This is a genomic window from Reyranella sp. (genome assembly GCF_004296935.1).
Classification (GTDB): domain Bacteria; phylum Pseudomonadota; class Alphaproteobacteria; order Reyranellales; family Reyranellaceae; genus Reyranella.
In genome coordinates this window covers 16,135-30,693 of the sequence record NZ_SCVH01000102.1, presented here as the reverse complement: position 1 = coordinate 30,693, position 14,559 = coordinate 16,135, and the positions used below count along the sequence as shown (strand labels likewise).

The window sequence follows — 14,559 nt, the reverse complement described above, 5'->3', positions numbered from 1 at the left end:
TCGCGCTGGCCTGCCGGAATCTCGAAAATCGCCACCAGAAGCCGGCCATCCTGGTCGGCAGCGCCGGCGCCATCGTCCTGCGCATCATTTTCGTGCTGATCGTCGATCTGCTGCTCCAGATCTCGTATCTGAAGCTGATCGGTGGCCTCCTTCTTCTGTGGATCGGCATCAAGCTGGTCCAGGGCGAGGAAGAGCACGGCGATGGGGTGAAGGCGGAGGGATCCCTGTGGGGTGCCATCCGCACCATCATCATCGCCGACGCGGTGATGAGCCTCGACAACGCCATCGCCATCGCTGCGGCGGCCAAGGGCGACACGACCCTGATCATCCTCGGCCTGCTGATCAGCATCCCGCTGATCATCTTCGGCGCCACCCTGATCATGGTGCTGCTCCAGCGCTTCCCGATCATCGTCATCGCCGGCGGCGGCCTGCTCGGCTGGATCGCGGGCGAGGTGCTGGCGACCGATCCGGCCTATGCCAAGCAACTTGCGGCCGCGATCCCCAACGCGCAGCTTGTCTTCGAGATTGGTGGCGCGGTCATCACCGTGGCTCTTGGATACTACCTGCAATACCGCGCCAAGCAGCGCAGGCACGCCGAGCCGGTCGATCTCGCATCGGACAAAGGGAAGGACTAGTCGCCATGGCCAAGATGAAGGCAATCCTGGTCGCCGTCGACGGTTCAGAGACCTCCGACCGCGCCGTACGCCACGCACTCGACCTGCTGTCGGCCGGCCTCGCCGCCGAGCTGCATTTCCTGAACGTGCAACCCAACCTCGGCGGCGCGATCTCGGCGTTCGTCTCGCGCGAGCAGATCGACAGCCATCACCGCGAAGAGGGCAACAAGGCGCTGGCTTCCGCGGTTGACCTCGCCAAGAAGGCGGCGGTGCCGGCCAAGGTCCATATCGGCGTCGGCCGGCAGGGCGAAATCGTCAGCGACTACGTCGAAAAGCTGGGCGCTGGCCTGGTGGTTCTCGGCACCCGTGGCCACACCGGGCTCGCCGGTGTCCTTCTCGGGTCGGTCGCGCAGGACGTGATCGCCCACGTCAACGTACCGGTCACCCTGATCAAGTAGGCGACCAGGCGAGGTTGTTGCCTCGCCGCGGACGCAGTAAAACCGCGCCACCGCGGCATGCGCCGGGGCGGACGGAGGGCTGCGTTGGCAGACGAGATGTGGCGGAACCAGGCGCTGGCGCCCTTTGCCACCCTGCCTTGGCAGACCAGGGGCCGCCTGCATGCCGAGCCGAGTTCGCCCAGCCGCAGCCCGTTCCAGCGCGACCGCGACCGCATTATTCATTCGACGGCGTTCCGCCGCCTGAAGCACAAGACCCAGGTCTTCGTCTATCACGAGGGCGATCACTACCGCACCCGCCTGACCCATTCGCTCGAGGTTGCGCAGATCGCGCGCACGATCTGCCGCGTGCTGCGCCTCGACGAGGATCTCGGCGAGGCGGTGGCGCTCGCCCACGACCTCGGCCACACGCCGTTCGGTCATGCCGGCGAGGAAGCGCTGCACGCCGCCATGAAGGACCACGGCGGCTTCGACCACAACGCCCAGACACTGCGCATCCTGACCAAGCTTGAGGAGCGCTACGCCGAGTTCAACGGCCTCAACCTCACCTGGGAGACGCTTGAAGGCGCGGTCAAGCACAACGGTCCGCTGCTCAGGCAGGGCCGCACGCTGTCGCAGCTGCCGGCCGCCATCGTCGAATACTGCCAGGACCACGACCTCGAACTGGACGGCCACGCCGGCCCCGAGGCCCAGGTTGCCGCGCTCAGCGACGACATCGCCTACAACAATCACGACATCGACGATGGCCTGCGCGCCGGCCTGTTCGAGATCGCCGATCTCATGGAGCTGCCGCTGGTCGGCGAGATGTTCTCGATCGTGACCCAGAAGTATCCCGGCATCGATCAGGCACGGCTGATCCACGAGGCGGTGCGCCGCGTCATCAACGCCATGGTCGAGGACGTGCTGGCCGAAACGCGACGGCGGCTCGCCGAGGCGGCGCCGAAGTCTGTGGCGGACATCCGGACGCTGGGCCGGCCGGTGGTGGCCTTCTCGGCGCATATGGCTGCGACCGACCGCACCGTGAAGGCGTTCCTCTACAAGCGCATGTACGAGCACTGGCGCCTCAACCGCTCGCACTCCAAGGCGCGACGCGTCGTGGCCGACCTGTTCAGCCTGCTGTTCGCCGAGCCCAACTGCCTGCCTTCGCCGTGGCGCGAGCGCGCCGAGCAGGCCGAAACCCAGGCCCGGGCCCGCCTGGTCGCCGACTACATCGCCGGCATGACCGACCGCTATGCGCTGGATGAGCACAAGCGGCTGTTCGATCTGTACGAGTAGGGGTGTCAGCCTTCGGGATGACAAATCGGCCCGATTAGGTAATACCCGCGCACATGAACCCCTATCGTCATTTCATCGGCGTGATCGTGGCCGCCCTCGAGGCCATGCAGGCGTCCGGCGAGTTGTCCCCGTCACTCGATTTCTCCGCCATCACCGCCGAGCCGCCGCGTGATCCCGCGCATGGCGACATCGCGACCAATGCTGCCATGGTGCTGGCCAAGGCCGCGGGCAAGAAGCCGCGCGATATCGCCGAGCCGCTGCTCCAGCGGCTGAAAGCCAATCCCGATGTGGTCGACGGCGCGGTTGCCGGGCCGGGCTTCATCAACCTCAAGCTTGCCGATGCCTTCTGGCGGGCGCGGTTGGGTGAGTGCCTGAAGGAAGGCATCGCCTACGGCGATTCGCAGATGGGCGCGGGCCACAAGGTCAATGTCGAGTATGTCTCGGCCAACCCGACCGGCCCGCTGCACGTGGCGCATGCGCGCGGCGCGGTGGTGGGTGATGCGCTGGCCAACCTGCTGCACAAGGCGGGCTTCGCCGTCACCAAGGAATATTACATCAACGATGCCGGCGCCCAGGTCGACAAGCTCGGCCAGTCGACCCACCTCCGTTACAAGGAGGCGCTGGGCGAGACCATCGGCGCGATCCCCGAGGGTCTCTATCCCGGCGAATATCTCAAGGACGTGGGCGCCGCGATCGCCAAGCGCGACGGCGCGCGCTGGATCGACAAGCCTGAAGTCGACTGGCTGCCCGAGATGCGCAGCTTCGCGATCGCCATGCTGATGGCCGAGATCCGGACCGATCTCGAGACGCTCGGCGTCCATATCGATGTCTTCTCGTCGGAGCGCGCCCTCGTCGAGAGCGGCGCGGTCGATCGCGCCTTCGCGGAACTCAGCCAGCAGGGCCTCGTCTACCAGGGTCGGCTCGAGCCGCCCAAGGGCCAGAAGCCCGACGACTGGGAGGATCGCGAGCAAACCCTGTTCCGCTCCACGCAGTTTGGCGACGATGTCGACCGGCCGCTCAAGAAGTCGGACGGCAGCTGGACCTATTTCGCCAACGACATCGCCTACCATCACGACAAGTACCGTCGCGGCTTCGCCGACATGATCGACATCTGGGGCGCCGATCACGGCGGCTACGTGAGGCGCATGAAGGCGGCGGTGAGCGCCATCACCGACAAGAAGGGCGAGCTCGACGTCAAGCTCTGCCAACTCGTGCGCGTGCTCAAGAACGGCGAGTTGGTGCGCATGTCCAAGCGCGCCGGCACGTTCGTGACCCTGCGCGACCTGCTCGACGAGGTCGGTCCCGACGTCGTGCGGTTCACGATGCTCACGCGCAAGAACGACGCCGCGTTCGACTTCGACCTGGTCAAGGCCACCGAACAGTCGCGCGATAATCCGGTGTGGTACGTACAGTACGCCAATGCCCGCACCCACTCGGTGGTGCGCCAGGCGGCCGCGGCCGGGATCGGCCCCGAAGCCGTGTCGGGCGCCGTCCTCGATCGGCTGACCGATGGAGGCGAACTCGCCTTGATCAGGCTGATCGCGCAATGGCCACGACAGGTCGAAGCGGCGGCGGTGGCGCATGAGCCGCATCGCATCGCCTTCTTCCTCTACGACCTGGCAGCGGCCTTCCATGCCCACTGGACGCGCGGGTCCAAGGAGCCGGAGCTGAAGTTCGTCATCGAGGGCGACGCCGAACTCACCCGGGCGCGTCTCGCATTGGTACAGGCGGTCGGTTTTGTGATAGGATCGGGTCTAAAGGTCTTCGGCGTCACACCCGTCGATGAAATGAGATAAAAAATGCACATGCGCCGGTCCCCCTCCGGCGACGGTCCAACGATTTACCGACCCAATGAGTCGGTTGCGGTGCGGCTCGATCCGCCGCCTCGGCCCGTCGCACATGAGCCTGATTCCATCCCGCCGCCGCCGCGGGACTCCTTGCTGACCCTGGTCAACCGACGCCGTGGCCAGATCCTGACCGTCATGGTCTCAATCGCGGCCATCGCGAGTTTCGGTTCCGTCGTGTGGTGGGCGCATAATCAGGACGTGAAGGCGGGCGGCCGCGGGCTGGAGCCCCTGGTCGTGCAGGCGCCGACCACGCCGTCGCGGGTCAAGCCCGAGAATGCAGGCGGGCTCGTGCCGCCCAACCAGGACAAGGAAGTCTTCAACCGCATCGCGCCGGGCGCGGTGCCGAGCCTGCCGGAGAAACTGCTGCCTGGCGTCGATACACCCAAGCTGCCGGCCGCCGGCCTGCCGGCGCCCGCGGCGCCGAAGCCGGAAGCCACCGCCGCCAAGACCCCGACCCCGGTGCAGCCGACGGCGCCTGGCGCTGGGCCGACGCCCGCGCCTGTCCAGGCGGCAACGACACCGTCCGCGTCCGCACAGCCCGCCAGCGCGACCACCGCCACGACTCTCGTGCCGACCGAGGCCGGCCCGTCCATTGCCAGCCTGATCGAGAATATGTCCGGTCCGACCGGTGGCTGGCGGGTGCAGATCGCTGCGGTGAAGAGCGAGGATGTGGCCAAGTCGACCTGGGCGCGCCTGCAAAGCGCACACGGCGACGTGCTCGCCAACCTGCGCATGCAGGCGGTTCGCGTCGATCTCGGCGACAAGGGCGTATGGTATCGCGTCCAGGCGGGGCCGCTCGACGAGAAGCAGGCGCAAAGCATCTGCGGCACGCTGAAGGGCCGCCGCGCCGACTGCGTCACGGTTCCGCCGGCACGTTGAGGTTCAGCGCGGTGAGATCTCGCCCATGAGTCGCCCGAGCGCGGCGATTTTCGGCTGTGCCGGGCCAGATCTCACGTCCGAGGAACGCGCCTTCTTCCGTGACGTCGATCCGCTGGGCTTCATCCTGTTTGCCCGCAATGTCGATACGCCCGAGCGCACACGCCGGCTGGTCGACGATCTCCGCTCCTGCGTGGCGCGGGCCGATGCGCCCGTGCTGATCGACCAGGAAGGCGGCCGCGTTGCCCGGCTCAGACCGCCCGCCTGGCGCAAGGCGCCTCCGGCCCGCCTGCTCGGTGCGCTCTACGCGCGTGATCCCGAACGCGGGCTCGAAGCGGCCCGGTTGAACTCGAGGCTGCTGGCAGCCGACGTGGCGTCGGTCGGCTGCGACGTCGATTGCCTGCCCGTGCTCGACATTGCCTTTCCAGAGACCCATGCGGTGATCGGCGATCGTGCCTATGCCGACCGGCCGGAGCCGGTGGCGGCGCTGGGCCGCGCTGCGGCCGAAGGGCTTCTGGCCGAAGGCGTGATGCCGGTGATCAAGCACATTCCGGGACACGGGCGAGCGACGGTCGACAGTCACGAGGCACTTCCCAGGGTAAGCGCTTCGCGCGACCTGCTGGAGCGCACCGATTTCGTGCCGTTCCAGCTCCTGGCCGATCTGCCCTGGGCGATGACCGGCCACCTGCTGTTCGAGGCCATCGATCCTGCCGCCTGCATCACCGTTTCCGCGCGCGGTGTACGGGAGGTGATTCGCGGCCATATCGGCTTCGACGGCCTGCTGCTGTCCGACGATCTTTCCATGCAGGCGCTGGGCGGCTCGTTGGGCGAGCGGGCGTCGCGAGCCCTGGCGGCCGGCTGCGACGTGGCGCTCCACTGCAACGGCCGGATGAACGAGATGACCGAGATCGCGGCCCAGACCGGCCCGATGACCGAGGCGGCAGGGCGCCGTTTCGACGCCGGGCGGAGCTTTCTGGCCCGTCACCGCGACCCCGCCGGCAAGGCCGGACTGGCCGACGCCGGGCGCCGGCTCCAGGCGCTTCTGCCCGAATGGGGATAAGGCCGGGTCAAATCCAGTGGCGGCAGGCGCTCCCACTGGACTAAACCGGACCTGCATGACCGAACAAACCCCTCCGCCGGCCGCCAGCGATGGTAGCGCCGACAGCTTCGCCGCTGCCGGTCCCGACGTCATCGCGCCGGGCGAGGGCGAATTGATCGTCAATCTCGAGGGTTTCGAAGGCCCGCTCGACCTGCTGCTGGCGCTGGCGCGCGACCAGAAGGTCGATCTGCGCCGCATCTCGATGGTGGCGCTGGTCGACCAATACCTGGCGCACGTGGCCCAGGCGCGCCGGCTCCGGCTCGAACTCGCCGCCGATTACCTCGTGATGGCCGCGTGGCTCGCCTATCTGAAGTCGCGCCTGCTGCTGCCCGAACCGCCGGCCGGCGAGGAGCCGTCCGGCCAGGAGATGGCCGATGCGCTGCAGTGGCAGTTGCGGCGGCTGGAGGCGATGCAGGAGGCGGGTGTCCGCCTGATGGCCCGTCCGCAGCTCGGCCGCGATATCTTCGTGCGCGGCCAGCCCGAGGGCGTGGTCGTGGTGCGTCGCGCGATCTGGGACGTGAAGCTCTACGACCTGCTGCATGCCTATGGCGCGCAGGTGCGGCCGAAGGATGCCGACACCTACCAGATCGCGCCCATGCAGTTCTTCTCGGTCGAGGAAGCAGCCGAGCGGCTGGGCCGCATGCTGGGCATCGCCATCGACTGGCAGTCGCTCGAGGCCTTCCTGCCCGCCGGTCTCACCGATCCGCAACGGCGGCGCTCGGCGATCGCCTCGACCTTCGTGGCGGGTCTGCAGCTGGCCAAGGACGGCCAGCTCGAACTGCGCCAGACCGAGCGTTTCGGCCCTATCCAACTTCGCAAGCGTACCGAGCAACGGTAACGGTCAGGCCCATGTCAGAGAACACACCCGAGAACGTGACCGACGTCGTCTCTCCCGACCACGCGCAACATCTGCGGCTGCTGGAGGCGCTGGTCTTCGCCGGCACCCAGGCGCTCGACGAGAAGGAACTCGCCGAACGGCTGCCCAACGATGCCGACGTGAAGCGCCTGCTGGCCGATCTCGCCGAACTCTATGCCGGGCGTGGCGTGAACCTGATCATGGTGGCGGGCGGCTATGCCTTCCGTACCGCGCCCGATCTGTCGGAGAAGCTCAAGATCGAGCGGCCGGTGACGCGCAAGCTGTCGCGGGCCTCGGTCGAGACGCTGGCGATCATCGCCTATCACCAGCCGGTGACGCGCACCGAGATCGAGCAGGTGCGCGGCGTCGGCCTGAGCAAGGGCACGCTCGACCTGCTGTTCGAGCAGAACTGGATCAAGCCGATGGGCCGCCGGCGGGCGCCGGGCAAGCCAGTGACCTGGGGCACGACGGATTTCTTTCTCGAGCATTTCGGCCTGCCCAGCCTCGACGATCTGCCCGGGCAGGAAGAATTGAAGGCGGCCGGCCTCTTGGACCCGCGCTCCCAGCCCCCCATATTCAGGCCGGATGAGCCGGATCTGCCGCTCGAACCGGCCGAGGACGAGGCCGACGAGCCGCTCGCCGCCGACGAACCGGCTCGTTCAGCCTAGATCCTGCCGCATTCGACAGGTTGCCGGGGCTTCGACCGGGGTGCCATACTCACCCCTCATGAATTCGATACGCCGATCGAAATCGTTTTTGGGAGCATTTTCACATGGGTAGCTTCAGCGTATGGCACTGGCTCATCGTGCTGGCCGTGGTGCTGCTGCTGTTCGGCGGTCGCGGCAAGATCTCGCAGCTTATGGGCGACTTCGGAAAGGGCCTGAACGCCTTCAAGAAGGGCGTCGGAGCGGCCCCCGAGGAAGCAACGCCGCCGACTCAGCCGGGACAGCCGGGCGACACCGCCAAGCCGATCTCGGCTCAGGCCACGACCACGCCCCCCGGGACCTCGGCGGGTGGCCCGGTCCACCAGGACAGCGCCGCCAAGGTCTGACGGGGCCGACGGTCGCAGCAGTTCGCGTCCGGGTCTGAACGCCGATGTTCGGTATCGACAGTCCTGAGCTTCTCGTCATCGCCATCGTGGCGCTGGTCGTCATTGGCCCCAAAGAGCTGCCCAACCTGTTGCGCAGCTGGGGCAAGTGGATGACCAAGATGCGTGGCATGGCGTCGGAGTTCCGCGGCCATGTCGACGAGATGGTGCGCCAGTCCGATCTCGACGACGTGAAGAAGCAGCTCGACGCCGTACCCGGTCTCGACCTGCAGTCGCTCGACCCGACCAAGCAGATCAAGAGCATGATCCAGGAAGGCGTGACCGAGGGCGAGAAGGCCCTGGCCGACGCCAAGAGCGCGATCGACAATCCCCTGGCCGAACCTGAATCGGCCCCCCAGATCGCCGCTGACGCCACTGCTGAACCCGCAGCCGCTGTGATCGAACCGGTGCCCGAACCGTCCCCCGTGGTGGCCGAAGTCGCCGCCCCGGTGGAACCCATTGCGCCCACGCTCGCCGAAGAGAAGCCGGCGAAGGCCGCGGTCGCCGGCTAGAGCGCCAATTAGCGCTTTGAATTGAGGCGCAAAGGGCGGCATAACGCGCCAGCCATGCCGCGACGCACACCTTGACCCAAGCGCACGACGGACCCGAAGACGACAAGCCGATGCCGCTGCTCGATCACCTGATCGAGCTGCGCAAACGGCTGATCTATGCCCTGGTCGGGTTCTTCCTGGTCTTTTTCGTCACTTTCTACTTCGCCAAGCCGATCTTCTCGTTCCTGATCCAGCCGGCGCTGTCCGACGGCTACAAGGTCATCGTCCTCGACATCTTCGAGTTCTTCTTCGTCACGGTGAAGCTGTCGGGTTTCGTCGCGCTGATCGTGGGCTTTCCGCTGATCGCGGTACAGATCTGGCTGTTCGTGGCGCCCGGCCTCTACCGCCACGAGAAGCGCGCCTTCGTGCCGTTCCTGGTCGCCACGCCGTTCATGTTCTATGCCGGCTGCGCGGTCATGTATTACGTCGTGCTGCCCTACGTGATCAATTTCATGCTCACGGTCTATGCGCCGCCTGACATCGAGAAGACGCTGCGCTCCTCGGACTATCTCGAGCGGATCCTGCAGCTCGTCTTCGCCTTCGGTTTCGCCTTCGAGGTGCCGGTGCTGCTGACCCTGCTGGTCCAGGTCGGGATCGTCACCACCGAGGGCCTGCGCTCCAAGCGCCGCTACGCCATCGTCGTGGCCTTTATCGTCGCCGCCGTGCTGACACCGCCCGACGTGGTGAGCCAGCTCGCCCTCGCCATCCCGCTGCTCGTCTTCTACGAGCTCAGCATCATGATCGGCCGCGTGATCGAGCGGAAGCGCGACGCCGCGGACAAGAAAGCCGAGGCCGACGAACTGAAGGCCGAGGAATCCGAAAAGGAAAAGACGGCCGAGGAAGAGAAGAAGGCCGAGGATACGGCGGCGGCCGCGCCGAAGGATCCTGCGAGCTAGGCCATGCACGACATCCGTTTCATCCGTGAGAACCCCGAGGCCTTCGATGCCGGCCTGAAGAAGCGCAACCTGGCGCCGCTCGCCGCCGAGCTGCTCGAGATCGACAAGCGCCGGCGCGCCGCCATCTCCGAGAGCGAGGGGCTGCAGGCCCGGCGCAAGGCGCTCAGCCAGCAGATCGGCATTGCCAAGCGCAAGGGCGAACCGGCCGAGGCGCTGATGGCCGAAGTCGCGGCGCTGGAGGAAAGCCTCAAGAAGGGCGAGACCGAAGCGGCCCGCCTCGACGAGGAGCTGACGCACCGGCTCGAAGTGCTGCCCAACCTGCCGCTCGACGAGGTGCCCGAAGGCACCGACGAGCACGGCAACGTCGAAGTCCGCCGCCACGGCAACCAGCGCAGTTTCAGCTTCGCGCCCAAGGACCACGTGGCGTTGGGAGAGGCGACCGGCGAGATGGATTTCGCCCAGGCGGCGAAGATCTCGGGTTCGCGTTTCGTGTTCCTGAAGGCGCATCTCGCCCGGCTGGAGCGCGCGCTGGCGCAATTCATGCTCGACCTGCACACGGTCGAGGGCGGCTACACCGAGGTCGCCCCGCCGCTGCTGGTGCGAGACAACGCCGCCTACGGCGTCGGCCAGCTGCCGAAGTTCGCCGAGGACATGTTCCATGCCGACAATGGCTACTGGCTGGTGCCGACCGCCGAAGTGCCGCTCACCAACCTGGTGAACGACATGGTGCTGGACGAGAAGGACCTGCCGCTGCGCTTCACCGCCTTCACGCCCTGCTTTCGCTCGGAAGCTGGCGCTGCCGGCAAGGACACACGCGGGCTGATCCGCTTGCACCAGTTCCCCAAGGTCGAGCTGGTCAGCATCACCACGCCCGAGCAGTCCCAGGCCGAGCACGAGCGCATGACCGGCTGCGCCGAGGAAGTGCTGAGGCGCCTGGGGCTCGCCTTCCGCACCATCGTGCTGTGCGGCGGCGACATGGGGCCGGCCTCGCGCAAGACCTACGATATCGAGGTCTGGCTGCCCGGCCAGAGTGCCTATCGCGAGATTTCGAGCTGCTCGAACTGCGGCGACTACCAGTCCCGCCGCATGGGCGGGCGGTACAGGCCGAAGGAAGGCAAGGGCACGCGTTTCCTGCATACGCTGAACGGCTCGGCGCTCGCCGTCGGGCGCACCCTGGTTGCCGTCCTGGAGAATTATCAGAACGAGGACGGCTCGGTGACAATCCCCGAGGCGCTGCGCCCCTACATGGGTGGTCTGGCGACGATCCCCGCGCCGGTTGCGCGCAAATGAAGCCGGTCGACCTCGCCAAGGCCCGCATCCTCGTCACCAACGACGACGGCATCCATGCGCCAGGGCTGGAAGCACTGCTCGAGATCGCCAACCAGCTTTCGAGCGACGTCTGGGTGGTGGCCCCGGAGGTCAACCAGAGCGGTGCCGGCCATTCGCTGTCGCTGTCGCGGCCGATTCGCGCGCGTGAGGTGAGTGAGGCCAAGTTCGCACTCGAAGGCACGCCGACCGACTGCGTGCTGTTTGCCGCAAAGCACCTGCTCAAGGATCGCAAACCCGACATCGTGCTCTCGGGCGTCAACCGCGGCACCAACATGGCCGACGACGTGACCTACTCGGGCACCATCGCCGCCGCCATGGAAGGCTGCCTGCTCGGGCTGCGCTCGATCGCCTTCAGCCAGGCCTATACGCACGAGCATCCGGTGAAATGGGGCACCGCCACGCATCACGGCGCCGCCGTGGCGCGCCGCGTGCTGGCCACCGACTGGCCGCGCAACGTCCTGGTCAACATCAACTTCCCCGACGTCGTCACCGCCTCGGTCAAGGGCGTGCGGGTCACGCACCAGGGCACGCGGGGCTTCGGCGGTCACATCATCGAGCGCAGGGATCCGCGCGGCGGCACCTACTACTGGATCGGCTACCAGCCGCAGGAGGGCGAGATCGACGAGGCGAGCGACATCGCCGCCGTCCGGTCAGGCCACATCTCGGTGACGCCGCTCCATCTCGACCTCACGCACGAGACCATGCGCCGCCGGCTGCGAGCCGAGTTCGAGGCGTCCCCCGTCGAGGCAGACTAGGGCGGGGCGGGCGCCGTGAACGTCGCGGCCATGCAGCGCCTGATCGCCGAATTGCGCAATTCGGGCATCGTCGATGAGAACGTGCTGGCGGCCATTGCCGCCGTCGACCGCGAGCGCTTCGTGTCGGCGCCCTTCGTCGAGCGTGCCTGGGAGAATACCGCGCTGCCGATCGCCTTCGGCCAGACCATCAGCCAGCCGCTGGTCGTCGCCGCCATGACCGAGGCGCTGCGCGTCGGCCCGCGCATGAAGGTGCTCGAGATCGGCACAGGCTCGGGTTACCAGGCCGCCGTGCTGGCCAAGCTGGCGCGCCGCGTCTACTCGATCGAGCGCTACAAGCCTTTGTCCAGGGAAGCCGAGCGGCTGCTGCTCGATCTGCGCATCCACAACGTCGTGTTCGACATCGGCGACGGCAGCAAGGGCTGGCCGGGCCAGGCGCCGTTCGATCGCATTATCGTGACGGCCGCCGCCGACGAACGCCCCCAGGCCCTGATCGACCAGCTCGCCATGGGCGGCATCCTGATCGTGCCGGTCGGCCGCGATCCCACCGCCCAGGTCGTCGAGCGCATCGTCAAGAGCGAGAGCGGGCTGCAGCGCGACACGCTGATGCCGGTCCGCTTCGTGCCGCTGGTCACCGGACCGCTGCCTGTCTTGGGACAGGGATGAAGGTCGCTCCGGCAGGGCGCAGCGACCTATTCCCGCCGGAATCGTGATGCAGTAGAATGGGTCCATGAAAAGAGCCCCTCGCTTCCCCTCGCGATGGGCCGGCCGGTTGCGCACGCTGGGTACAATGGCGGTGCTGTCGGTCGTGCTCGGCGCCTGCACGACACTCACGGGTGCCCGCGAAGGCACCATGGAATATCCGGGCTCCGGCGCCGGACCCAACGCGGTGCCGGTCTATGTCGTGAAAGACAAGGACACGGTCGAGGCCCTGTCGTTCAAGTACGGCGTGCCGATCCAGACCATCGTTGAGCGCAACAAGCTGCAGCCACCCCACAGGTTGCGTCCCGGCCAGAGTCTGGAGATGCCGGGCGCCAAGTATGTCCCCGACTCCGTGCCCGGTGAGACCGCGACCTCAGCCGGTCCCGGCCCGGTCAAGCGAGAAGGCCTGGCGCCGCCCGCCCAGGGCGAGGCGCCGCGCTCCGCCCAGCCGGCCGGCCAACCGACCCCGCTCAGCCCGGCCGCCAACAGCGTCACCGTTCCGGCCACGCCGCCGCCGCGCTTCGCCTGGCCGGTCAATGGCAAGGTCGTGGGCAGCTACGGCACCGCCAGCGGCGGGCAGAAGAACGACGGCATCGACATCCAGACCGAGAAGGGCGCCACCGTGAAGGCCGCCGACGGCGGCACCGTCGTCTATGCCGGCAACGAAGTGCGCAACATGGGCAACCTCGTGTTGGTCAGCCACAACGGCGGCTGGATCACCGCCTACGCCAACAACGAGTCGCTGCTGGTGAAGAAGGGCGACGCCGTGAAGAAGGGCCAGGCCATCGCCAAGGCCGATGCAAAGGTCCACTTCGAGGTGCGACGTGCCAACAAGACCCTCGATCCGATGACCGTGCTGCCGGCGCAATAGCGCCGGTTCAGACCACCTTGCCGTCGAGTTTGTAGACGCTCCTGCGGTCCTCGATCTCGAGGACCCAGAGGTCGGGGTCGCGCGCGACCTGGCGGGCGATGTAGGCGTCGGCCTCGGGTTCGGTCACCGGCTGAGGCCCGGTACCGCGGCTCCATGCCGGCTCGTCGTCGAGCGTGCTCGCCTGGGTGAAGACGGTGACGCCATCCTCGAAGCGGTTGATCTTCAGCAGTACCGTGCCGGCATCGGGATCGCCACGCCGCACCACGGTAGCCGGAATGAAGGCGCGATCGCACAGCCGCACCTGCGCGCTCACCCATAATCCGGTCGTGAGACCCATCACCATCCGGCCAACTTACGCCAATGCGTCGTCGAGGCCATCGAAGATGGCGCGCGCGCCGCGCCAGCGGAAGCTGACGCAGGCGAAGGGCAGGGCCTGCAGGGCGGCATCGTCGCGCGCCACCAGCGACGCCGGCGCGATAAGGATCGGCCGGACGTCGCGCCCACCGCGTGCGGCGGCCAGCGACAGCGAGCCCACGGCCAGCGCCAGCTCCTCGGGCCGGCCATCGGCCACCAGCGCGAACAGCGGTTGCGGGCGCTCGCCGCGCAGCGAGAAGAGGTCGACGGCGCCGCCGAACAGCCCGCGCTTCACCAGTTCTTCATGCAGCGCGCCGTCGACCAGGCGCCGGTCGCAGGCGGCGGTGGCCGAGTCGACCGGGCGCGGCGCGACGCAGAGCCCGGCCTGCGCCACCGGCGCCTCGCCCGCCTTGTAGCGGCGCACGGTGTCGACGAACTGGCCGAGCAGGCGGGTGAGGCGAGGGCTGTCGAGTGGCGCCACGATCAGGGCCTCCGACTCCGCGCCATCGGGCCACACAAGGGGCCGCCACACGCCGTCGGCCAGGAAGTCGCGGAAGCCCGCCTTGCGTTGGCCCGGCCGTGCCCCGCCCATGCGGCCGGAGTGGGCGAGATAGAGTGCGCCCTCGCCGTCGGCGGCGATGATGCCGGCCACTTTACGGTCGGCGCCGGTGCGCGGCAGGTTGATCTCGCAGGTGATGCTCTCGCGCTTGGTCGGCGGATGGGCGGCATGCCCCAGCAACAGGGCATGCCGGGCGCCGGTCGATTTACCGGGGCTGCCTGGCTTGGCAGCACGTGGCTCGAAGGCCCACCAGAAGTGATCGTCGCGCGCCCAGTGGATTGTGGTGACGAGCTCGCCGCCACGCCAGGTCAGCCGCACGGCGCGCGCGGGTACGCCCTTCAGCGCGCCCTGCAGGCGTCTGATGGCACGGTCGATCCGCCTTGGTTCCCCCACGGCCCGCAGCATGCGCGATCCTAGCCCTACCGGTTGTCCTTGC

General features: G+C 67.8%; 17 protein-coding genes. 15 read left to right on the top strand and 2 right to left on the bottom strand.

Annotated features, from left to right (window positions below; translation table 11 throughout):
- From EPO55_RS14535 to EPO55_RS14465, 15 genes are all read left to right on the top strand, one after another.
- Positions 1 to 635 (top strand): YjbE family putative metal transport protein (locus tag EPO55_RS14535; protein WP_296337640.1); only part of this gene is annotated, 635 nt, incomplete at its 5' end.
- Positions 636 to 640: 5 nt separating this feature from the next.
- Positions 641 to 1,072 carry a universal stress protein gene (locus tag EPO55_RS14530; protein ID WP_296337638.1) on the top strand — a complete coding sequence of 144 codons (432 nt, stop codon included), beginning with the start codon at positions 641 to 643 and terminating at the stop codon, positions 1,070 to 1,072.
- Positions 1,073 to 1,168: 96 nt separating this feature from the next.
- Positions 1,169 to 2,344 (top strand): deoxyguanosinetriphosphate triphosphohydrolase, encoded by a 1,176-nt coding sequence (locus EPO55_RS14525; RefSeq protein WP_296337645.1) that lies wholly within the window; start codon positions 1,169 to 1,171, stop codon positions 2,342 to 2,344.
- A 53-nt stretch (positions 2,345 to 2,397) separates the two neighbouring features.
- A complete protein-coding gene (gene argS / locus EPO55_RS14520; protein ID WP_296337636.1) occupies positions 2,398 to 4,140 on the top strand; it encodes an arginine--tRNA ligase in 1,743 nt (580 codons plus the stop codon).
- Between the two features lie 141 nt (positions 4,141 to 4,281).
- On the top strand, positions 4,282 to 5,070 hold the full coding sequence (locus tag EPO55_RS14515; protein ID WP_296337635.1) for an SPOR domain-containing protein: 789 nt from the start codon (positions 4,282 to 4,284) through the stop codon (positions 5,068 to 5,070).
- Between the two features lie 25 nt (positions 5,071 to 5,095).
- A complete protein-coding gene (gene nagZ / locus EPO55_RS14510) occupies positions 5,096 to 6,127 on the top strand; it encodes a beta-N-acetylhexosaminidase (RefSeq protein ID WP_296337633.1) in 1,032 nt (343 codons plus the stop codon).
- Positions 6,128 to 6,182: 55 nt separating this feature from the next.
- A complete protein-coding gene (locus EPO55_RS14505; RefSeq protein WP_296337631.1) occupies positions 6,183 to 7,004 on the top strand; it encodes a ScpA family protein in 822 nt (273 codons plus the stop codon).
- Between the two features lie 11 nt (positions 7,005 to 7,015).
- On the top strand, positions 7,016 to 7,690 hold the full coding sequence (gene scpB, locus EPO55_RS14500) for an SMC-Scp complex subunit ScpB (RefSeq protein ID WP_296337630.1): 675 nt from the start codon (positions 7,016 to 7,018) through the stop codon (positions 7,688 to 7,690).
- Between the two features lie 104 nt (positions 7,691 to 7,794).
- Positions 7,795 to 8,073 carry a twin-arginine translocase TatA/TatE family subunit gene (locus EPO55_RS14495; protein ID WP_296337628.1) on the top strand — a complete coding sequence of 93 codons (279 nt, stop codon included), beginning with the start codon at positions 7,795 to 7,797 and terminating at the stop codon, positions 8,071 to 8,073.
- A gap of 44 nt (positions 8,074 to 8,117) precedes the next feature.
- Positions 8,118 to 8,621 (top strand): Sec-independent protein translocase protein TatB, encoded by a 504-nt coding sequence (gene tatB / locus EPO55_RS14490; RefSeq protein WP_296337626.1) that lies wholly within the window; start codon positions 8,118 to 8,120, stop codon positions 8,619 to 8,621.
- Positions 8,622 to 8,692: 71 nt separating this feature from the next.
- A complete protein-coding gene (gene tatC, locus EPO55_RS14485) occupies positions 8,693 to 9,556 on the top strand; it encodes a twin-arginine translocase subunit TatC (RefSeq protein ID WP_363719127.1) in 864 nt (287 codons plus the stop codon).
- Positions 9,557 to 9,559: 3 nt separating this feature from the next.
- On the top strand, positions 9,560 to 10,846 hold the full coding sequence (serS, locus tag EPO55_RS14480; RefSeq protein WP_296337625.1) for a serine--tRNA ligase: 1,287 nt from the start codon (positions 9,560 to 9,562) through the stop codon (positions 10,844 to 10,846).
- Positions 10,843 to 11,640 (top strand): 5'/3'-nucleotidase SurE, encoded by a 798-nt coding sequence (gene surE / locus EPO55_RS14475; protein ID WP_296337624.1) that lies wholly within the window; start codon positions 10,843 to 10,845, stop codon positions 11,638 to 11,640. The genes serS and surE overlap by 4 nt, the downstream gene beginning before the upstream one ends.
- A 30-nt stretch (positions 11,641 to 11,670) precedes the next feature.
- Positions 11,671 to 12,303 (top strand): protein-L-isoaspartate(D-aspartate) O-methyltransferase, encoded by a 633-nt coding sequence (locus EPO55_RS14470; RefSeq protein WP_363719132.1) that lies wholly within the window; start codon positions 11,671 to 11,673, stop codon positions 12,301 to 12,303.
- Between the two features lie 64 nt (positions 12,304 to 12,367).
- Entirely contained in the window at positions 12,368 to 13,210 is an 843-nt protein-coding gene (locus tag EPO55_RS14465) for a peptidoglycan DD-metalloendopeptidase family protein (RefSeq protein ID WP_296337622.1), read from the top strand.
- A gap of 7 nt (positions 13,211 to 13,217) precedes the next feature.
- Here the strand turns inward: EPO55_RS14465 and EPO55_RS14460 are convergent, their stop codons facing one another.
- Positions 13,218 to 13,547 carry a DUF1491 family protein gene (locus tag EPO55_RS14460; RefSeq protein WP_296337642.1) on the bottom strand — a complete coding sequence of 110 codons (330 nt, stop codon included), beginning with the start codon at positions 13,545 to 13,547 and terminating at the stop codon, positions 13,218 to 13,220.
- Positions 13,548 to 13,562: 15 nt separating this feature from the next.
- A complete protein-coding gene (locus EPO55_RS14455) occupies positions 13,563 to 14,528 on the bottom strand; it encodes a hypothetical protein (protein ID WP_296337621.1) in 966 nt (321 codons plus the stop codon).
- Positions 14,529 to 14,559: the final 31 nt, after the last annotated feature.

Bases quoted from the DNA above. Each gene is read 5' to 3' on its own strand.
- EPO55_RS14530 (WP_296337638.1), top strand. From the start codon at position 641: ATGGCCAAGATGAAGGCAATCCTGGTCGCCGTCGACGGTTCAGAGACC.
- EPO55_RS14525 (WP_296337645.1), top strand. From the start codon at position 1,169: ATGTGGCGGAACCAGGCGCTGGCGCCCTTTGCCACCCTGCCTTGGCAG.
- argS (WP_296337636.1), top strand. From the start codon at position 2,398: ATGAACCCCTATCGTCATTTCATCGGCGTGATCGTGGCCGCCCTCGAG.
- nagZ (WP_296337633.1), top strand. From the start codon at position 5,096: ATGAGTCGCCCGAGCGCGGCGATTTTCGGCTGTGCCGGGCCAGATCTC.
- EPO55_RS14505 (WP_296337631.1), top strand. From the start codon at position 6,183: ATGACCGAACAAACCCCTCCGCCGGCCGCCAGCGATGGTAGCGCCGAC.
- scpB (WP_296337630.1), top strand. From the start codon at position 7,016: ATGTCAGAGAACACACCCGAGAACGTGACCGACGTCGTCTCTCCCGAC.
- EPO55_RS14495 (WP_296337628.1), top strand. From the start codon at position 7,795: ATGGGTAGCTTCAGCGTATGGCACTGGCTCATCGTGCTGGCCGTGGTG.
- tatB (WP_296337626.1), top strand. From the start codon at position 8,118: ATGTTCGGTATCGACAGTCCTGAGCTTCTCGTCATCGCCATCGTGGCG.
- serS (WP_296337625.1), top strand. From the start codon at position 9,560: ATGCACGACATCCGTTTCATCCGTGAGAACCCCGAGGCCTTCGATGCC.
- surE (WP_296337624.1), top strand. From the start codon at position 10,843: ATGAAGCCGGTCGACCTCGCCAAGGCCCGCATCCTCGTCACCAACGAC.
- EPO55_RS14470 (WP_363719132.1), top strand. From the start codon at position 11,671: ATGCAGCGCCTGATCGCCGAATTGCGCAATTCGGGCATCGTCGATGAG.
- EPO55_RS14465 (WP_296337622.1), top strand. From the start codon at position 12,368: ATGAAAAGAGCCCCTCGCTTCCCCTCGCGATGGGCCGGCCGGTTGCGC.
- EPO55_RS14460 (WP_296337642.1), bottom strand. From the start codon at position 13,547: ATGGGTCTCACGACCGGATTATGGGTGAGCGCGCAGGTGCGGCTGTGC.
- EPO55_RS14455 (WP_296337621.1), bottom strand. From the start codon at position 14,528: ATGCTGCGGGCCGTGGGGGAACCAAGGCGGATCGACCGTGCCATCAGA.